This is a genomic window from Rhodococcus sp. PAMC28707 (assembly GCF_004795915.1).
Taxonomy (GTDB): Bacteria; Actinomycetota; Actinomycetes; order Mycobacteriales; family Mycobacteriaceae; genus Rhodococcoides.
Map to the genome: position 1 here is coordinate 4,694,152 of NZ_CP039253.1, position 18,606 is coordinate 4,712,757.

General features: G+C 59.8%; 16 protein-coding genes. 11 read left to right on the forward strand and 5 right to left on the reverse strand.

The window, feature by feature from the left end; translation table 11 throughout:
- Positions 1 to 3: 3 nt before the first annotated feature.
- The 6 genes from E5720_RS21455 to E5720_RS21480 all read left to right on the forward strand — a co-directional run bounded on the left by E5720_RS21455 (position 4) and on the right by E5720_RS21480 (position 6,860).
- Entirely contained in the window at positions 4 to 1,119 is a 1,116-nt protein-coding gene (locus tag E5720_RS21455) for a hypothetical protein (RefSeq protein ID WP_136172295.1), read from the forward strand.
- 9 nt (positions 1,120 to 1,128) lie between these two features.
- Entirely contained in the window at positions 1,129 to 2,127 is a 999-nt protein-coding gene (locus tag E5720_RS21460; protein ID WP_136172296.1) for a TIGR03617 family F420-dependent LLM class oxidoreductase, read from the forward strand.
- Complete coding sequence (locus E5720_RS21465) at positions 2,124 to 4,502, forward strand: PEP/pyruvate-binding domain-containing protein (RefSeq protein WP_136172297.1); 2,379 nt, start codon at positions 2,124 to 2,126, stop codon at positions 4,500 to 4,502. The genes E5720_RS21460 and E5720_RS21465 overlap by 4 nt, the downstream gene beginning before the upstream one ends.
- 342 nt (positions 4,503 to 4,844) lie before the next feature.
- Complete coding sequence (locus E5720_RS21470) at positions 4,845 to 5,222, forward strand: hypothetical protein (protein WP_136172298.1); 378 nt, start codon at positions 4,845 to 4,847, stop codon at positions 5,220 to 5,222.
- Between the two features lie 916 nt (positions 5,223 to 6,138).
- Positions 6,139 to 6,540: a hypothetical protein gene (locus E5720_RS21475; protein WP_136172299.1), complete on the forward strand. Its 402-nt coding sequence runs from the start codon at positions 6,139 to 6,141 to the stop codon at positions 6,538 to 6,540.
- Between the two features lie 74 nt (positions 6,541 to 6,614).
- A complete protein-coding gene (locus tag E5720_RS21480) occupies positions 6,615 to 6,860 on the forward strand; it encodes a hypothetical protein (RefSeq protein ID WP_136172300.1) in 246 nt (81 codons plus the stop codon).
- 247 nt (positions 6,861 to 7,107) lie between these two features.
- Here the strand turns inward: E5720_RS21480 and E5720_RS21485 are convergent, their stop codons facing one another.
- Entirely contained in the window at positions 7,108 to 7,992 is an 885-nt protein-coding gene (locus E5720_RS21485) for a polysaccharide deacetylase family protein (protein ID WP_136172301.1), read from the reverse strand.
- 174 nt (positions 7,993 to 8,166) lie between these two features.
- On the opposite strand from E5720_RS21485, the gene E5720_RS21490 reads away from it, so the two are divergent.
- A complete protein-coding gene (locus E5720_RS21490) occupies positions 8,167 to 9,576 on the forward strand; it encodes a DUF2252 domain-containing protein (protein ID WP_247596096.1) in 1,410 nt (469 codons plus the stop codon).
- 27 nt (positions 9,577 to 9,603) lie between these two features.
- Here E5720_RS21490 and E5720_RS21495 read toward each other — a convergent pair whose 3' ends face one another.
- Positions 9,604 to 11,988 carry an excinuclease ABC subunit UvrA gene (locus tag E5720_RS21495; protein ID WP_136172303.1) on the reverse strand — a complete coding sequence of 795 codons (2,385 nt, stop codon included), beginning with the start codon at positions 11,986 to 11,988 and terminating at the stop codon, positions 9,604 to 9,606.
- A 135-nt stretch (positions 11,989 to 12,123) separates the two neighbouring features.
- On the opposite strand from E5720_RS21495, the gene E5720_RS21500 reads away from it, so the two are divergent.
- Positions 12,124 to 13,608 carry an amidase gene (locus E5720_RS21500; protein ID WP_136172304.1) on the forward strand — a complete coding sequence of 495 codons (1,485 nt, stop codon included), beginning with the start codon at positions 12,124 to 12,126 and terminating at the stop codon, positions 13,606 to 13,608.
- 48 nt (positions 13,609 to 13,656) lie between these two features.
- On the opposite strand, the gene E5720_RS21505 is transcribed toward E5720_RS21500, so the two are convergent.
- Both E5720_RS21505 and E5720_RS21510 read right to left on the reverse strand, forming a co-directional pair.
- Complete coding sequence (locus tag E5720_RS21505; RefSeq protein WP_084345139.1) at positions 13,657 to 14,112, reverse strand: TerB family tellurite resistance protein; 456 nt, start codon at positions 14,110 to 14,112, stop codon at positions 13,657 to 13,659.
- Positions 14,113 to 14,215: 103 nt separating this feature from the next.
- On the reverse strand, positions 14,216 to 14,548 hold the full coding sequence (locus E5720_RS21510) for a hypothetical protein (RefSeq protein WP_136172305.1): 333 nt from the start codon (positions 14,546 to 14,548) through the stop codon (positions 14,216 to 14,218).
- Between the two features lie 178 nt (positions 14,549 to 14,726).
- Between E5720_RS21510 and E5720_RS21515 the strand changes: the two genes are divergently transcribed.
- The 3 genes from E5720_RS21515 (at position 14,727) to pabB (ending at position 17,893) form a co-directional block, all read left to right on the forward strand.
- Entirely contained in the window at positions 14,727 to 15,065 is a 339-nt protein-coding gene (locus E5720_RS21515) for an RNA polymerase-binding protein RbpA (RefSeq protein ID WP_084345141.1), read from the forward strand.
- A 335-nt stretch (positions 15,066 to 15,400) separates the two neighbouring features.
- Entirely contained in the window at positions 15,401 to 15,826 is a 426-nt protein-coding gene (locus E5720_RS21520) for a chorismate mutase (RefSeq protein ID WP_247596097.1), read from the forward strand.
- Positions 15,827 to 15,835: 9 nt separating this feature from the next.
- Complete coding sequence (pabB, locus tag E5720_RS21525; RefSeq protein WP_136172306.1) at positions 15,836 to 17,893, forward strand: aminodeoxychorismate synthase component I; 2,058 nt, start codon at positions 15,836 to 15,838, stop codon at positions 17,891 to 17,893.
- A 27-nt stretch (positions 17,894 to 17,920) separates the two neighbouring features.
- On the opposite strand, the gene E5720_RS21530 is transcribed toward pabB, so the two are convergent.
- Positions 17,921 to 18,577, reverse strand: a complete 657-nt coding sequence (locus E5720_RS21530; RefSeq protein ID WP_247596098.1) for a hypothetical protein — start codon at positions 18,575 to 18,577, stop codon at positions 17,921 to 17,923.
- Between the last annotated feature and the right edge of the window lie 29 nt (positions 18,578 to 18,606).

The following is an 18,606-nucleotide window of genomic DNA, read 5'->3' on the forward strand; positions in this document are numbered from 1 at the left end:
CTTGTGAAACTGAGCCCGCTCGACGAATACCCAATTCACCAAACCCCTGCGCCGATGAACTGGCCGGCCACGTCCGATCGAAACTTCTACGATCGCTCGTACTTCAACGTGCTCGACCGAAGTGGCCGCTTCATGGCTCTGACCGGAATCGGCTACTACCCGCGACTAGGCGTCAAGGACGCCTACTTCGTCGTCCGGCGCGGCGAGACTCAGACCGCAGTACACCTCAGCGACAGCATCGACGATGACCGCCTTAACCAGAACGTCAACGGCTACCGTCTCGACGTCATCGAGCCGTTGCAGGAGATGCACCTGACACTGGCGCCGACTGAGGGCATTTCCGCAGATCTCACGTGGCGCGGGCTCTTCCCTGCCGCCCTGGAAAAGCCGCACGAGATGCTCACCGAGCGGCGGGTGACGTTGCAGGCGTGCCGCTTCGCGCAGGTCGGCTCCTGGCAAGGCTGGATCGATGTCGACGGCGAACGGTTGGAAGTCGATCATGACAGCAGTGTGGCCAGTCGCGACCGATCCTGGGGGATCCGACCTGTCGGTGAGACCGAGCCGTCCGGTCGGCCGGACGCCACTTTCCGTGGACTGTGGTGGCTCTACCTTCCACTGGCCTTCGACGACAACCAACTGTTCCTGATCCTGCAAGAGGATCCCGATGGCCATCGCAACCTGTACGACTGCACGCGACGCTGGCGAGACGGCCGCGTCGAACAACTCGACGGAGTGCGAGCCACCGTCGATTACCTGTCCGGGACGAGGATTCCGAAGGGCGTCCACGTCGAGTTCATGAATCGTGCCGGAGAGCGAATCCGACTTGATGTCGAATCGAAGCTGTTTGCGCCCATCGCTTTCGGGTCGGGCTACGGTGGGGACTCTTCGTGGTCACATGGCAGCTGGAAGGACGGGCCGTTCGCCGAACGCGTCAGCTTCGACCTGTCGGACCCAGAGGTGATCGCCCGCGCGCCGTTCAGTCTCATCGACCATGTCGGCCATGCCGTGTGCACGGAAGAAGATGGGACTACCCGTGAGGGCGCGGGTTTGTTCGAGCACGGGGTGATCGGCCCGCACCACCCGTCAGGTTTTTCCGACTGGACAGACGTAGCGAACTAGGCGACGTCGATGAAAATCATGACAGCGCTGTTCGGGCCCACCGACGCGGTCGAGCGCGCACAAGTGTTGCAGGAAGCCGGTGCATCCGGCGTGTTCACCTTCGAAGGGCCTTTCGACGTGTTCACCCCGCTGGTGCTGGCTTCGTCGGTGAAGGGTCTCGACGTGATGTCGAACGTCGCGATCGCGTTTCCCCGCAACCCGATTCAGCTCGCCCACCAAGCCAACGATCTGCAACTGCTCAGTGAGGGGCGTTTCATCCTGGGGCTCGGCACGCAGGTACGCGCGCAGATCGAGAAGCGCTATGGGGCCGAGTTCGATCGGCCGGTCGCGCGGATGAAGGAAATGGTGGGGGCGCTGCGAGCGATCTTCGCAACGTGGAATGACGGTGAACGACTGGACTTCCGCGGTGAATACTACCGACACACCTTGATGACGCCGACCTTCGTACCGGGTCCGAACCCGTTCGGTCCGCCGCCGATCTACCTCGGCGCACTCGGGCCTCGGTTGACGAAAGCCACCGCAGAAGTGGCCGACGGTCTGTTGGTGATGCCTTTCGGGTCGAAGCGGTTCCTTCACGAGAGGACGATGCCGGCCGTACGTGAAGGGCTCGCTGCTGCCGGTCGCAGCAAGGATGACTTCGAGGTGGTGCCCGAGATCATCGTGTCGGTCGACACTGGAAGAGACGACGACCATGCCTCGACTCGAATGCTGTTGGCGTTCTACGGTTCCACCCCGGCATACCGGCCGGTGCTCGACGCCCACGGCTGGGGCGATCTTCAGCCGGAACTCAACACTATGTCCAAGCAGGGCCGTTGGCAGGAGATGGCCACATTGATCGATGATCGAATACTGCACACCATCGCCGCCTGCGGCACTCCAGCCGAAATCGCCGCGCACATCCGCGACCGTGTCGACGGCGTGTCGGACCGAATCTGCCTGTATCAACCGGGCCCCATCGAGGTTGACGCGCTCGCCGAGATCGTAGACTCATTGGGAGGAAAACCATGACGCTGAGAACTGTCGAGTTCGATGACGTCAGCGACGACCGCTACGGCGGTAAGGCCGCTGGGCTCGCTGAACTGCGGCGTCTCGGACTATCGGTGCCAGTGGGATTCGTCGTCGCCGATGCCTCCGAGGAGGGTTCCGTTGTTATTGCAGCACAGCGGTTCTTGCAGATGACCGTCGACGGCACGACCCCCGTGGCAGTCCGGTCTTCGGCCGTCGGGGAGGACGGTGCCAACCAGTCCTTCGCCGGGCAATACGACACTGTGCTCGGTGTCGACTCCGTCGATGAATTCACCGAGGCAGTGTGCACGTGCACCGCCTCGGTGAATTCCGAGCGAGCCTCGTCCTACAGTGGAGAGTCAGCGTCCATCATGCATCTGGTGGTTCAGCAGATGGTCGACGCGCGCGCCGCCGGCGTCGTGTTCACTGCGGATCCGACCACCGGCCGGCGCGACGTCATGGTGATCGACGCCATCGCCGGACTCGGTGACAAGCTCGTCGACGGTACGGCTTCTCCTGACCACATACTCCTGGATTCCCGCGGAATCCCCGTCGTGCACGAGGTTGGCGAGGTGCCGGTTCTGGCGCACCGGGAGATCGCCGACATTCGCTCCGATGCTTTACGCGCTCAGCAACACTGGGGGAGGCCCATGGATCTCGAATGGGCGATCGACCGGTCCGGCACACTGTGGTGGCTGCAGGCCAGGCCGATCACTGCGCTGCCCGGCGAACTCGACGAGATGGACTCGCCACTTGCTGGCGCCGATCACGTGTACACGCGCTGCAACATAGGGGAGATGATGCCGGGTGCCTTCTGCCCGCTGACCGCATCGGTATCCGGCTACACCATCGACCATGCGATGCAAAGGCTGCAAGTGGTCGCGCGGGCACAACCGAGTTACGAGAAACCGTGGCTTCAGGTCGGATATTTTTATGGACACATGTTCCTGAATCTGACCGAGGGCACGGCGCTGAGCTCGGGCCTACTCGGAAATTCGCTGGAGCAGTTCTCCACATCGATCTGCGGTCGGGTGGTCGACGAATTGAAGCCCAAGCCGACCAAGCCTTTCTTTCGCAAACTTGGCAATACGGTCCGGCTCACCGCGTATGCACTATCCGCCGGTCCGGCGATCAGACGCCTGGGCGACCAGATCGCCGGATTCCGGGTACCGACCAGTGACGAACCACGGGACGTGATGCGGCAGTTGGAATTCGGCGTCGAGCAGTACTGTGACGTTACGCTGACTCATGTGAGGTCGTCGTCACGCGCAGCGGTTGCAGCCAACATCCTCGAAAGCGTTCTGATGAAGCAGGCGGTCAAAAAGGGAGGCAGTGAGGACGAGGGCAGAGCCGAGGCAACCCGCCTTCTGGCCGGCGCCTCCGATGTCGAGAGCGCGCTCATGCTGGAGAATCTCGACTCGGTAGTGAACACCGTCGCCACCGACGACGAGGCCACCACGAGATTCTTGGCCGCGGAGCCGGGCAATGCGGTCGACGGATTGCGGACTACAGACAGCGCCGGCGGTATAGCGTTGCGACAGTTCTTGATTCGCTACGGTCACCGCGGATACCGTGAGCTGTGCATGAGAGACCCATCTTGGGCCGAGGACCCGGAAGGGCTGGGATCGATGATGCAGGTCATGCTGCGCTCATCTCTCGATCAGGCTGTTCGCGGACCGATGTTCTCTCAGGTTCGGACGCCCACATCGTCGACCGTCAGACTTCTCGCCCGCCTGGCGCAGGGCGGCGCGCGGGGACGCGAGGAGACGAAATCGAAGATGGCTCTGATGGCCCATGCGCTAAAGCTGGGCTACCGCCACCTGGGGGAGTTGCTGGCCTGTACTGGACGTCTACCCGACCCTGATCTGGTGTTCTTCTTCGACCGCACAGAGTTGAACCACATCGTCGGTCCGCACGACGTTGCCGATCTCGTGCTGCGCGGTCTCCAGCGTCGTGAAGCACTCGCGTTCCAGGGGTTCCTCGAGTTCGACGATGTGTCTGTGGGGAGGCCGTCGCCTCTCATTGCCCGGACGGAGCGCAGCTTCACCGACGACGAGATCGTCGGACGGCCCGCCAGCCGGGGTACGGTCGAAGGCTTCGTGCGTGTTGCCAAGTCGATAGTCGACGCGCGTGAAGTGCAGCGTGGTGAGATTCTGGTCGCCCCGGTCACCGACGTGGGATGGACGCCGTACTTCACCGTCATCGCCGCTCTGGTCACCGATATCGGCAGCGCGGTTTCTCACGGCGCTGTGGTGGCGAGGGAGTACGGGCTACCGTGCGTCGTCAATACGTTGGTGGCAACGCAGGTGCTCGAGACCGGCGACCGGGTTCGCGTGGACGGGGACCGAGGTCTGGTCATCAAACTCGATCAGCCCTGACCCCACCCTCGGCTACGTGTGGACGGCCAGTGGGTGACTTCGATTGCCCGCTACACCAGTGGAGTGGGTTGGTAATTCGGTGCCTGCACGTGGGTTCCGATGCTCGCACGAGTGTGTAGGTGTTGTCCATGTACACACTCGACACGTCGAAGGTGCATGAATATTGCCGTCGACCACCAACACGTCCGCCTAGGGCGATCTGTTACCAGTGGCACCAGGTTTTCTTAGGACCGGCTATCTCGTCCCGGCGGAAGCGACCGTGCCGCTCGAGTAAAAGACACTTCTTGCTTGCCGACGTCAAGATGTCTTGGCGAACGTAATTCGTCAATATATGTTGACGATATGGATTCCGAGAAGAAACTTACCGCAGCCGAACTGACCGCGATGTACGACGAATACAACGCCGCCCTCGCAGCGGTCGAGCTCGCTGAAGGTGTGCGAGATCTAGGTCGTAAGGATGCTGGAAAGTGGATCACCGACGCCGAGCGGCGTCGCATCGAGGCCGTCTCTGATTTCGATGCGCTCGAGATCAACGCCTTCCTGGCGTCGAAGATGATCGCCGACCGCTACGCCATCATCGAGCGACTACGCAGTGCAAGCCCGCCGGTGCCGTGGTCGAAGATCGGCGACGTTCTCGGCATGAGCAAGCAGGCCGCGCACCAGTGGTACGGCGGCTATAACTTGCGGCCAAGAGTGAAGAACCCGACGGCCCCCGCCTGACAGTTGAGTATCAACTACCGTCGAGTCCTACTGCTTGTTCTTGTCACGGCTAGCGTCAAGATTTCTTGACCGCTGTCTGTCCCTGAGTGGCAACGAAATGAAGTTCCGATGAGAGCCGTTTCAATCGCAAGTCTGGGGGATTGTGGCCGTAGGTACGCACGGCGGCAGTGAAACAGGCGCGGCAAAGCGATTCGTTGGGCCGACCGACCCGGCGCCTAGGTACAGCCATCGCGCAACGGTCATGCATCGATGGTCCACCGACCGACCGTCGTCTGCCGAGCTCTGCATGACCCATGCAGAGCTCGCGAGTTGTATCGACTGGCACACGAAGCGACAACATTCTCGACGGGGGATAAAGCCCAACGTATTAGTTGACATAATGTTGATTATCGGCAAATTGGGTGAAAATGCAGGAATCGCAGGTCAGCGCATGAACTGCTTGGGTCGGTGATCCGCATTGGTGCGGCGTCGACCAGCTGCCCGTGCACCGTATATCGAGTCTCGCAAATACGATACGCGCACAAAGGGATTGGCCACCTCACTCGATGCGCGCCGTCCGTGAGGCAATGATGTCGCACGGACGGCATGGCCCACGTGCAGTCTCATGAAACCCCGCATCACCATAGAATCTCCCGGGCGCTACTTCGGAGTCCATCCCCCTCAGCGGACTCCCAGCCCTCAAATCGTCACTGTGACGATTTGACTGGTTGCAATGTCCGTTTTTCTTATGATTGGCGAGTCGCGCACGCGTCATCAGCCGATCTTCTGATCTTCTTTTTCCAGCACGCGGGTCCAGACGTGAACTTTCCTCGGGTTACTGCGCGGCGGTGATTCATCCGCAGTGGGTGAGTATTTTCAGCCCAGGACGGCTCACACTCGAATTCGACAACCGCTGCCGCGAGGATAGAGGAATGTGATGACTGCTGAACACGATCGCCATCCCGTAAAACAAGGATTTGCAGCCGGAACAACATTTGCCGCCGCAATCCTGCTGCTTACTGTGTCGATTTTGACAGTGCTACAAGGTATTTCGGCGATATCGAAAGACGCATTGTTTGTCGCCGGACCTGAGTACATCTACAAATTCGATCTCACCACGTGGGGTTGGATCGTCACGATTGTAGGTGTACTCGGTGCGCTTATTGCAATCGGCATGTTCAGTGGAGCTGTCTGGGCCCGAGTCGGTGCCATTGTGATCGCAGCGCTATCGATCATCGCCAATTTTCTGTGGCTCCCCTACTACCCATGGTGGTCGGTTTTGGTGATCGCCATCGATATTGTCGTAATCTGGGCAGTCGCTTCCTGGAGGACTGACTGAAACGCCTCTACGGCAAGGGAAGTCAGCCCGAGACCGGGATATACCAGACTCGGGCTGCAGGTGTGCATAGCTTTATGCGTCCCATTGGGGTCACCTATCCCCCACTGGCAAACCTGTGTGCTGACTTCATCTATCGGATTCGACAATTCTCCAACGTCCTCGACATCAAGAACCGCTCGTTCAGTGTCACGGGCTCGACAGAGACACCATCTGACGGATCCATCGAGTGCGTGATCATCGCTCGAGGTGGCGGATTCGGTGGCTGGGCGCTCTACATCAAGAACGGGCACGCATCCTTGGTCTGCAACTTGCTCGAATGACCGAATTTGCCTCCACCACAAACAAACAAGCAATCAGATCAGGCAACCACCAGACGCGCGCAGAGTTTGCCTATGACGGAGGCGGTCTCGCCAAGGGCAGTACCGTCACCGTCTTCTACGATGGTCGTGAAGATCGACCCCGCCGATATCGCCAGAGTCGCAGTATCGCGCCAGTAGCACCAGGCTTGTTCTCGACATCTGAACCTTGTCGGATCGGTTTCCTCCACCGGTTCGACAAGGTTCAGTGCTATTTCGGGGGCATGACGCTGCGAAAGTGATCAGCGATGTCACCTGCCGTCGTGAACCAAACGCCGTCGGAATTCGCCGTCATGTGTTCGAGTGCAGCGCGAAAACGACGGAGTCGATACGGTTGTCCGGTCAGGAACGTGTGAATCGAGATGGCCAGCACCACGGACTGATCGGCTGAATTGTCCTTGAGCTCTTCGAATGAATCGATGATCGTTCTCTCGAAGTCGTCCGCTGTGCCGTGATGGTGAACGAATGCCGGTAGATCGTTGGCCTCGTGGGGGTACGGAACGCTGAGCAACGGTCCGCCGCGGGTGGAAAGCCAGACCGGCTGATCATCGATCGGCCAGTCGAGTGTGTAGTCGAATCCGCGCTCGGCAAGGAGGTCCTCGGTTACGCGACTCGGATTGGCGCCGGGACTCATCCACCCTCTGGGCGGTATCCCTTCGAGTCGTTCGATCGTGCGATAGACCTCGTCGATGGTCTGGCGCTCGTCGGTCTCGTCCTGTTGGTTCGGTTGGACCGCGTTGGTTCGACCGTGGGCTACGAAGTCAGCGTCGAGTTCACGAAATGCGTCGAGCAACTCAGGTGCGTGATCGTATGTTTCGGTGTTGAGCAACAGTGTGGGCCGTAGCCCGCACCGCTCCAGAGTTTCTGCAATACGGAGTCCGCCTACACGGTTACCGTACTCACGCCACCCCCAATTATAGGTGTTCGGTTGATCCATATCCGGGGTGTAGCCGAGGCCTGGGGGGCCGTCGTCGTAGGGAAAGTGCTCGCAGTTGACAGCGACGTACACCGCAAGGCGAGCGCCACCAGGCCACTCGAACTGTGGACGATCTGTGATTGCCGAATATTCGAAGCGTCCGTGTGAGGCAAGGGCCATCGGTTCATTATGCCCCGCCACGCCACCGCGGGTGGTGAAGCAGAATCATCCTGGGCGGGTGATGCTGCCTGGACCGGAACAGGACCATGCTCGAATGCCGAGGCAGTATCTCGGTCTCTGGTGAACTCGATACGCCTGAACGATGCCACCGCACATGATGACGAAGGAGTGCCCGTGAGCACACGGTCAACGCCGAGCCGGACTCCCGCAGTAGTAGATGCACCGTCACCCGAGCATTCGGGTTCAGGGCGTGCTGCGCGTGCCTCGGTATCGCGCCGGGAGCTTGGAAGCTGGAATTCGACAACTCGCGGCCATGACCCTCTGCAGACAATACTGGCGCAGAGCGATATTCGAGCACCGGACCTCCTCCCCATCCGACATGGGCGAATGAGCCATTCTCCTTGGACGTATTACCGTGGGGCCGCGGCCGTGATGGCCGCCGACCTCGCCTCCACCGCAAATACCGGGATCATGGTCCAGATGTGCGGCGATGCACACATTCTCAACTACGGTCTGTGGACCTCTCCCGAGCGAAATCTCCTCTTCGATCTGCGGGACTTCGACGAGACCTTACCCGGGCCGTTCGAGTGGGACCTCAAACGTTTTCTCGCGAGCGTCGTCGTGCTTGCCCGAGACAACGGCGTGACGGAAAAGCGTGCACGAGAGTCGGTTCGAGCGGGGTACCGCAGCTATCGCAAGCACATGAAAGCTTACGCAACGATGCCGCAGATCGACGTCTGGTACGACAAAATCGATGTCGACCAGTTGGTCGAGTATGCGACCACCGACAATGAGGGTAAAATGGATGCGCTCATCGAGAAGCGTGCCAAAAAGCGGACAGGCCGGGTGGCCTCGAAGAAGCTCACCACTCTGGTCGACGGCCACCGGGTGATAACCGAGGATCCTCCGTATCGAGTACACCGGCTCGGCGACGCGGCGGATCAAATCTTGCACGACGTGATGCGCAAGTATTACGACTCCATCCCCGACCACCTCGACAACCTGCTCACCCGTTACGACGTGGTCGACGCCGTACGTCAAGTCGTCGGCGTCGGAAGTGTCGGCATGCGGGTGTTCCTGACCTTGCTGGAGGAACGCCGAAGCGGTGACCCATTGCTGCTCCAGATCAAACAAGCAGGGCCATCGGTGTACGAACAATTTCTGGGTAAGAGCAGGTACGAGAATCACGGATCACGCGTGGTGCACGGACAGCGAATGATCCAAAGCGCCACCGATATGTTCGTGGGATGGACATCTTTTCAGGACGCGAATTTGAACCTCGATTTGGACTTCTACGTCAGGCAGTTCCGCGACGGCAAAGTAATCCCCAAAGGTGAGGTCGTTGCTCTTAGCCTTGCGCAATTTGCAGCAGCCTGCGGCAACGTCCTGGCGCGCGCTCACGCTCGCAGCGGTGACGCTGCAGCTATCGCGGACTATCTCGGCGGTGGCAGTAAGGTCGAGGAAGCAATGGTCACGTTTGCTAGTGCCTACGCCGACCAGAACACCACAGACCACGCTCAACTGGCCAAAGCCGTCGCTGATGGCTCCATCCCATCCGAGCGTGGCTGGCCTGATATCCCCTGAGAACTGCGCATCTTTTTCTGCCGTCGGTCAGTTGCCGACGTACCGCGCCAGGTAGTCGCCGGTGAGCGTGGTTCGGTGGGCGATGAGATCTGCGGGCGTACCTTCGAAAACGATCTTGCCGCCGTCGTGTCCGGCTCCGGGTCCGAGATCGATGATCCAGTCCGCATGCGCCATCACAGCTTGATGGTGTTCGATCACCACTACCGATTTACCGGAGTCGACGAGGCGATCGAGTAGGCCGAGAAACTGCTCGACGTCGGCGAGATGGAGACCGGTGGTCGGTTCGTCGAGTACGTAGATTCGGCCCTTTTCGCTCAAGTGGGTCGCGAGCTTGAGGCGCTGCCGTTCACCACCGGACAGCGTGGTCAGAGGCTGACCCAGCTTGACGTAACCGAGGCCGACATCGCAGAGTCTGCTCAGTATCTTGTGTGCGGACAGTATCTTCGCATCGCCTTCGCCGAAGAATGCCTCGGCTTCGGCCACCGGCATTTCGAGAACTTCGCTGATATTGCGGCCACCGAGGAAGTACTCCAGCACCGATGCCTGAAAACGCTTGCCCTCACACACTTCACATACGGTGGCGACCCCAGCCATCATTGCGAGGTCGCTGTAGATGACGCCTGCACCGTTGCAGTTCGCGCATGCACCTTCGGAGTTGGCACTGAACAAAGCAGGCTTGACGTCGTTGGCCTTGGCGAACGCTTTCCGAATCGGATCGAGAACCCCGGCGTACGTAGCTGGATTACTGCGTCGGGATCCGCGGATCGATCCCTGATCGACCGCGATAACGTCCTCCAGTCCGGAGAGCGATCCGTGGATCAGCGAACTCTTGCCCGAACCGGCGACGCCGGTGACGACGACGAGAACTCCGAGCGGCACATCGACGTCGACGGATCGAAGGTTGTGGGACGTCGCACCGCGGATTTCCACCACCTCGGTGAAAGCCCGAACGGAATCCTTCAGTGCTGCCCGGTCGTCGAAATGCCTGCCCGTGATGGTTCGACTTGCGCGGAGTCCTTCGACCGTCCCTTCGAAACAGAGCTCGCCTCCCCCGCTGCCGGCGCCGGGACCGAGGTCGACGATGTGGTCACCGATCGCTATCGTTTCCGGTTTGTGCTCGACAACCAGCACCGTGTTGCCTTTGTCGCGAAGCCTCAGGAGGAGATCGTTCATCCGAGCGATGTCGTGTGGATGCAGGCCGATCGTGGGCTCGTCGAAGACATAGGTGACGTCGGTGAGCGAGGAACCGAGGTGACGAATCATCTTGGTGCGCTGCGCTTCACCACCGGACAAGGTGCCGGACGGCCGGTCCAGACTCAGGTACCCGAGCCCGATCTCGACGAACGAGTCGAGGATCCCGCTCAAGGACGTCAGCAGCGGCGTCATCGTCGGTTCTTTCACACTACCGACCCATTCGGCGAGATCGCTGATTTGCATCGCGCACAGGTCGGCGATGTTCTTGCCCTTGATCTTCGATGATCGAGCAGCCTCGCTGAGCCTGGTGCCGTCGCAGTCTGGGCAGGTGGCGAAAGTGATTGCGCGATCCACGAAAGCACGAATGTGGGGTTGCATCGCGTCGACGTCCTTGGCCAGGAAGGACTTTTTAATCTGTGGGATCAGTCCTGTGTACGTCAGGTTGATGCCTTCTGCCTTGATTTTGGTCGGCTCCTTGTAGAGCAGATCGTTCATTTCTCTCTTGGTGTATTTGCCGATCGGTTTGTCCGGATCGAAGAAGCCGCAGCCGCGGTAGATGCGGCCGTACCAACCGTCCATGCTGTAGCCGGGAACGGTAATTGCGTTCTCGTTCAAGGATTTGGCCGCGTCGAACAACGCAGACAAATCGAAGTCGGAGACCGACCCTCGGCCTTCGCACCGTGGGCACATTCCGCCGGTGATGCTGAAACTGCGCCGTTCTTTCGTCTGTCGGCCACCACGCTCGACGGTGACGGCGCCCGCACCGGAAATCGAGGCAACGTTGAAGGAGTACGCCTGCGCCGAACCGATGTGTGGCTTGCCGAGCCGGCTGAAAAGGATACGAAGCATTGCGTTGGCGTCTGTGGCGGTGCCCACAGTCGATCGAGGATCCACACCCATTCGCTGTTGATCGACGATGATCGCCGTCGTCAGACCGTCGAGGACATCGACGTCGGGCCGAGCAAGTGTGGGCATGAAGCCCTGAACGAACGCGCTGTAGGTTTCGTTGATCATCCGCTGTGACTCCGCGGCAATCGTGTTGAACACCAACGAGCTTTTGCCCGAGCCTGAAACGCCGGTGAAGACGGTCAGCCTGCGCTTGGGTATATCGACGCTGATGCCCTTGAGATTGTTCACTCGAGCGCCCTGAACTCGGATGAGATCGTGAGCATCGGCGGCATGCAGTCCATGCGAATTCGCACCTCTCTTCGTGACCATGCGTTCGGTTCTCCATCTCCAGAGCAGGTAGCTGTCGCGGCGTATGTGTCGTCACAGTAGCTGCGGGTCGCGCTATCCCGCTTCTCGATTCCTGATCCACATTCTCGGCAGGTCCTCAAGGGTTAAAATCTGCAGATGAAGCTCGCCGAATACATGTCCTTGGATGCCGTGTCGTTGGCAGAAGCCGTTCGTACCCGGCAGGTAACTGCGCGCGAGCTTCTCGATCTCGCGCGTGCGCGAGCCGCCGAGGTGAACGGCAAGCTGAACGCCATCGTGTCGACGTTGGACGTGGCCGACGCTCGGGCCGCCGACCCCTCGCTCAGCGGCACTCTCGCAGGTGTGCCGTTTTTGATCAAGGATCTTCTCCAGGAGTACAAGGGTTATCCGACGTCGTACGGTTCGCGATCCCTTGCCCATCACGTCGCTACCGATAACGCCCTCGTGACTCAGCGATTTCTAGACGCAGGGCTGGTGATCTTCGGGAAGACCAATACTCCGGAGCTGGGCGCGAAGGGCGTAACCGAACCGGACTATTGGGGAGCTGCCCACAACCCATGGAATCTCTCTCGCACGCCCGGCGGTTCTTCGGGTGGATCCGGCGCGGCCGTAGCTGCTGGGATTGTGCCTGCAGCCGGCGCGAACGACGGCGGCGGTTCGATTCGGATCCCCGCGGCGTGCAACGGTCTCGTCGGCCTGAAGCTCAGTCGAGGACTTTCCCCTTACGGTCCGCAGACCGGAGAAATAATGTTCGGAATGGTGACGCAAGGGGTGGTCAGCAGAACTGTGCGTGACAGCGCTGCCCTGTACGACGCGATTGTCGGCCCTGATTCGAACTCGAACTACCAGGCTGAATTTCCCGCGCAAGCATTTTCGAAGGATCTCGATCGAGCCCCGTCCCCGCTACGAATCGGCTGGTCCTCGTCCTCGGCGGTCAATCCGACACCGCACCGGGAGGCCATCGAGGCGGTGGAGCGTACCGCCGAACTGCTCGCTGGCTTGGGGCACCACGTCGAGCAGGTAACGCCGCCCTACGACGACTGGGCGCTCTCGCGCGATTTCTTGACGATATGGTTCGCTCAGGTGCACGCGCAGATTGCTGATATCAAAAGACGAACCGGCGCAAGCGATTCCGATTTCGAGGCTGACACTTTGGCCATCGCCGAGTTCGGCCGTTCGAGTGGGTTGCTGGCTACCATCGAGGCGTTGGAACGAACGACGTCGCATGTCCGTTCGCTCAGCGCTTTTCACGAGCATTTCGACTACCTGTTGACACCCACATTGGCCACTCCCCCTCTGCGAGTAGGCGCCACCTCCACCTCGTCGATGATGCAGCGAACCGCTCGTCTCGTCAGCAAGATTCGTGGTGGAAAACTCATGGCACTCAGTGGGGTGCTGGACGACGTCGTCGAGGACAGCCTCGGGTGGGTCCCCTATACCCAGTTGGCCAATCTCACTGGCCGCCCCGCGATCAGCGTTCCTCTGCATTGGACCGAGGACGGGCTGCCACTGGGTGTGCAGTTCGTCGGACGATTGGGCTCCGACGGTGAACTACTTCGGCTCGTGGCTCAGCTAGAGGAAGCACAACCGTGGATTCATCGATTCCCGGCTTCTGCTGTATGACCTCGTAACCCGCGGTACCGAGTTCGGTCGGTACCGCGGGTGAATGGGTCAGAGTTCGAACTCGGCCGGATCTATGCCGACGGCGAAGCACGCGTTGCGCACCGCGTTCTTCTCATGGTCATCGAACAGTCCGTCTGCGCCACCGATGATGATGCCGATCTGGATGACTGCCCGCGCTTGTTCGGGCTTGGTCTTCAACTTGCCGATGGTGGCCGTGGCTTCCACTTTGCCGAAGTCGAAATCACCGTTCAGCTTGTCGCAATACCAGTCGAACTTCTGCCGCAGTTCGTCAGCAGGGAACACTTTCAAGGCTTCGTTACTGGCGATGAGCGATGCTGTCTTCTGCCGCTCGGCCGGATCTATGGTGCCATCAGCTGCGGCGATGAGAGCGCACATCGCCATACTGCCATTGGCGAATTCTTTGTTCTTGAACTGGACGGTCTTGGTCTGCAACTGCCCGTTCAGCTCTTGGGCCTTCGACTTGAGTTGGTCCCAGAAAGCCATGGATCTCCTTCGTTCGGCGTCGCGCCGTTCGCGCGATCGACTCCATTGTCCACACCTTGGTCCGAAGTGTCCGAATCGATGGACCAACTGGCCTCGGTGAGTCCTACCGCAGCCGTTCGGCGTCTTTTGCTCTGGCCAGAAGTTCGACGCAAAGCTGCGTGAGTTCTTCCGCAGTCGCACTTTCCTCCACCGCAATCGCGACATCTTCGGCTGCACAGCGGACCTCGAACATGCGGTCGATCAGTGCCGACGCCTCATCGGCCGACAATACGACGGCATCTTCCGGGATGGATGTGCCCTTCACGGCGCTTCGGTGCTCGTAAGCTCGCTGCCGGCAGGACTGACGGCAGTACCTCCGCCGTCGACCCATTCCGGAGTCGGCGACCTCGCGTCCGCACCATGCGCACGCGTGAACTCGACGAGATGACACCGGCATGTACCGAGCCTAACGGTGCGGGACGGTAGAATGACCACGGACTGGCGCCGACAGAGACTTCTCGCGTGTCGATACGGGAACGAACGACGCGGTACAGACGTTGACATATTTGTGAGTTGCAGGTGGGCATCACTCGCCCCGCGCAAAATCGCATGCACTATGAGGAGAGGACTTCACAATGGCAGACCGCGTACTACGGGGTAGCCGTCTCGGTGCTGTGAGCTACGAGACCGACCGCGATCATGATCTCGCGCCTCGCCGGGTTGCCCGGTATCGCTGCGACAACGGTGAAGAGTTCGACATCCCGTTCGCCGACGAAGCCGAGATCCCCGGTACTTGGGCGTGCAAGAACGGCCTCGAGGGTTCACTCCTCGAAGGAACGGCACCGGAGGCCAAGAAGGTAAAGCCTCCGCGTACTCACTGGGACATGCTTCTCGAGCGCCGTTCCGTGGAAGAGCTCGAAGAGCTCCTCAAGGAACGGATGGACCTACTGAAGGTCAAGCGCCGCGGCGCCTGACGTCGTGAGGTCGAGTGCACGAACACTCGACCGAGATGAAGTAGCTCCGCTAACTTTGCGCCGAACGAATGGAAACATTCGTTCGGCGCATTTTTTTGCCATACTTCATACGGTGGGTTTGTTTTCGGCACCCACATATTTCGAATCGACTACAAATGAACAATTTCTTTACGGACGCCATCCCGCCTTCGTCATGTGATGGAAGGATTGTGCCCTGGGCCGGGCTGCGTTCGATCAGCGCAATCTGTCCGTAAGTCGGGATCGGCAATGCACAATCGGCAACGCACAATCAGTAGCGATCAGCGGTAACAGCTCGCTGAGAATTGTCGATGTATATGTCGACCCAGCAGGTGGAAATGCAGCAGGTGGAAACGCAGCTTTCGAAGATGGACGCGGCATCCACGGCAGAGCGAGAGGGGCGGCACCACGTGAACGGGGATTCCGAAAATCTTTTGAGTTCGCTGCGCGAGGAACTGGACGCGGTCGATCACCGTCTTCTGGATTCGATTCGTGACCGGATCGATATCTGCGCGCGTGTCGCGCAAGTCAAGCGTGAGTTCGAAATACCGATGATGCAACCGGGCCGCGTCGGGGTCGTTCAGGAAAGAGCCCGCGAGTTCGCACGGGGCAATGATCTGTCGGAGGACTTCCTCACCTCGGTGTACAAGTTGTTGATCGCCGAGGCATGTCGTGTCGAAGACCTCATCATCGAATCGGACTCCCCCGCCCAGCGCGCCGCGTCCGACGCGCGGCATCGTTAGGTGATGGCCATGGCTGTACGCACGTTGCTCATCGACAATTACGACTCGTTCACTTACAACCTCTACAGCCTGTTGGCGGAGGTGAACGGCGTGCCGCCGGTGGTCGTCAAAAATGACGTGCCCTGGGAGTCCATCGATTTCGGCAACTTCGACAATGTCGTCGTGTCTCCTGGGCCGGGACGCCCGATGACCGCACACGATCTCGGCATCAGCGCACGCGCTATCGAGGAAGGTGGGCTACCGATACTCGGCGTGTGCCTGGGCCATCAGGCGATATGTCACCTGCTCGGTGGCATGGTCGATCTTGCACCCACGCCGATGCACGGTCGAATTTCGGAAGTCGTCCATACCGGTGACGATCTGTTCGAGGGAATTCCGTCACCGTATTCGGTAGTGCGATATCACTCGTTGCTGACTGTGGAAGTGCCCGACGAACTCGAAGCCTTCGCGTGGACTCATGATGGCCTGGTGATGGCTGTTCGTCACCGCACCAGACCGATCTGGGGAGTGCAGTTTCATCCGGAGTCGATCAGTACCGACTACGGCCGCGAATTGCTGGCAAACTTTCGGAATCTCACGGTGGCTCGCAAGCACAGAGCATCGACCGGCCTTCCGCCTCGATCACCGTACTCGATCGAGACTCACTGTATCGACGGCGAATTCGATACCGAGCGAGCGTTCTCTGCACTGTTCGCGAGTGGACCCAATAGCTTCTGGCTCGACGGCAGTGCCGCGGTCGAGCCGAATTCACAGTTCACCATCATGGGGGACTGCTCTGGTCCGCTAGCGGAGTACGTTACGTACCGAGTCGCCGAGGGACAGGTCAGAGTCGAAAGCAGCGACGGATCGGTGGAAACCATCGATTCGACCTTCTTCGCGTACCTCGACCGCCAACTACGTGATCGTGCAACTCCCCCACTCGAACACCTGCCCTTTGCATTCGGACTCGGATACGTCGGTTACTTGGGTTACGAACTCAAAGCCGATGTCGGCGGGCAGCTCGTTCATACCGCACCGACTCCGGACGCCTCGATGGTTTTCGCTGACCGCGCCGTAGTCTTCGACCATGCAGGACGGCAGTGCTATGCCATGGCCCTCGTCCGGGATCGAGCGGAGACAGAGACTGCACAGTGGTTCGCATCGGTCGAGCACACATTGAGATCACTTGGCCACGAGGACAAGGGGGTTCCGGACACAGAGGCGCCGCTGATCGCTCCACTTGTGCAGAACGAGTTGCCTCTTCGCCACAACCATGCGAAGTATCTGGACCTGATCGAACAGTGTCTGGCCGAAATCCGGTCCGGAGAGACATACGAAGTGTGCCTGACCAATACCGCTACGTTCCCCGGTCCGATCGATGCGCTCGGTACCTATTCCTATCTGCGCGAAATCAATCCCACGCCCTACAGCGCATTTCTCGGCTTCGCTGATCTGTCGGTTTCGAGCGCATCACCGGAGCGGTTCTTGCGTATCGATGCCGATCGAATCGTCGAATCGAAGCCGATCAAGGGGACGCGGCCGCGCGGTGAAAGCGCTGAACAAGATGCGGAACTACGGGCTGATCTTCTCGACAACGAGAAAGACAAGGCCGAAAATCTGATGATTGTCGACCTCGTCCGCAATGATCTTGCCCGCGTGTGCATTCCGGGTTCGGTACATGTCCCCAAATTGTTCGACGTCGAAACATATGCGCCGGTACACCAATTGGTGTCCACAGTGAGAGGCCGATTACGCGGCGACGCCTCTGCCGTCGACTGTATCAGCGCTGCATTTCCCGGTGGCTCCATGACAGGAGCGCCGAAAATTCGAACGATGGCCATAATCGACAAGTTGGAAGACGGGCCGCGCGGGGTCTATTCCGGAGCGATCGGATACTTGTCGGTGACGGGCACCGCCGACTTCTCGATTGTCATTCGAACCATCGTCTCCACCGAGCACGAGGTCACGTTCGGCGTCGGCGGAGCCATCGTTGCGCTGTCGGACCCGGAAGAGGAGTTCGAGGAGACGATGGTCAAAGCAGTCTCGATGCGAAGGGCGCTGGGCCGCCGGCCTGAGGGACGAAGCTAACTGTTCCGCCCCTCAGGTCTCGGTTCCTCAGGGAGTAGCGAAGTACTCGAACACCGCTGGTTGAACCTGCGGGTTGGCATTGAGTGTTCCGATGATCGATCCCGCCACGACGCCGATGGCAGTTCCGATGATGCACCCGGAAATGAAGTTCGGAAAGATCGATACGCATCCGATGGCGAATCCGAGGGCTGCACCCACGGCGGTACCGATTGCGCCACCGTTCGCATAGCCGATAGCGATTTGGTTCAGTGCATTATCGAGTGCAGCTTGCTTGGTGATCGGGCCCGCCACGTCGGTCACCAGCGACGCCGCCGGTTGAGGCGTCAGCAACAACTGGCGACTGCCGAGTACGGCGGGCGCTATCGAATACGACGTACCGTTGACGGTGTAAGTCAATGGCAAGGCGGCCAGGACGTTGCCGGATGCACCGATCACGTGAACTTGCTCAGAAGTTGCGTCGATACGAAACGCGCCTGAATCGAGAATGGTACTGACAGCGCCGTCCGGTAGAACGGATGTTTGATAATTCACTGTTTCATTCGCTGCGACCGGATCGGCATATGCCGTGCCGCCCCCCATCGCAACCGTCACTGATGTCGTAACAAGCACCGCAGCAAACGTTGCCGTTACTGATTTGATCCGCTTCACAGGCATCCCCAGACCGTAGTTCGACGAATTGTTCATTTTGTCTCTGCGATGGTATTCGGTACTAC

Bases quoted from the DNA above. Each gene is read 5' to 3' on its own strand.
- E5720_RS21500 (WP_136172304.1), top strand. From the start codon at position 12,124: ATGAAGCTCGCCGAATACATGTCCTTGGATGCCGTGTCGTTGGCAGAA.
- E5720_RS21465 (WP_136172297.1), top strand. From the start codon at position 2,124: ATGACGCTGAGAACTGTCGAGTTCGATGACGTCAGCGACGACCGCTAC.
- E5720_RS21475 (WP_136172299.1), top strand. From the start codon at position 6,139: ATGACTGCTGAACACGATCGCCATCCCGTAAAACAAGGATTTGCAGCC.
- E5720_RS21520 (WP_247596097.1), top strand. From the start codon at position 15,401: ATGTCGACCCAGCAGGTGGAAATGCAGCAGGTGGAAACGCAGCTTTCG.
- E5720_RS21505 (WP_084345139.1), bottom strand. From the start codon at position 14,112: ATGGCTTTCTGGGACCAACTCAAGTCGAAGGCCCAAGAGCTGAACGGG.
- E5720_RS21530 (WP_247596098.1), bottom strand. From the start codon at position 18,577: ATGAACAATTCGTCGAACTACGGTCTGGGGATGCCTGTGAAGCGGATC.
- E5720_RS21485 (WP_136172301.1), bottom strand. From the start codon at position 7,992: ATGGCCCTTGCCTCACACGGACGCTTCGAATATTCGGCAATCACAGAT.
- E5720_RS21460 (WP_136172296.1), top strand. From the start codon at position 1,129: ATGAAAATCATGACAGCGCTGTTCGGGCCCACCGACGCGGTCGAGCGC.
- E5720_RS21470 (WP_136172298.1), top strand. From the start codon at position 4,845: ATGGATTCCGAGAAGAAACTTACCGCAGCCGAACTGACCGCGATGTAC.
- E5720_RS21510 (WP_136172305.1), bottom strand. From the start codon at position 14,548: ATGCCGGTGTCATCTCGTCGAGTTCACGCGTGCGCATGGTGCGGACGC.
- pabB (WP_136172306.1), top strand. From the start codon at position 15,836: ATGGCTGTACGCACGTTGCTCATCGACAATTACGACTCGTTCACTTAC.
- E5720_RS21495 (WP_136172303.1), bottom strand. From the start codon at position 11,988: ATGGTCACGAAGAGAGGTGCGAATTCGCATGGACTGCATGCCGCCGAT.
- E5720_RS21515 (WP_084345141.1), top strand. From the start codon at position 14,727: ATGGCAGACCGCGTACTACGGGGTAGCCGTCTCGGTGCTGTGAGCTAC.
- E5720_RS21480 (WP_136172300.1), top strand. From the start codon at position 6,615: ATGCGTCCCATTGGGGTCACCTATCCCCCACTGGCAAACCTGTGTGCT.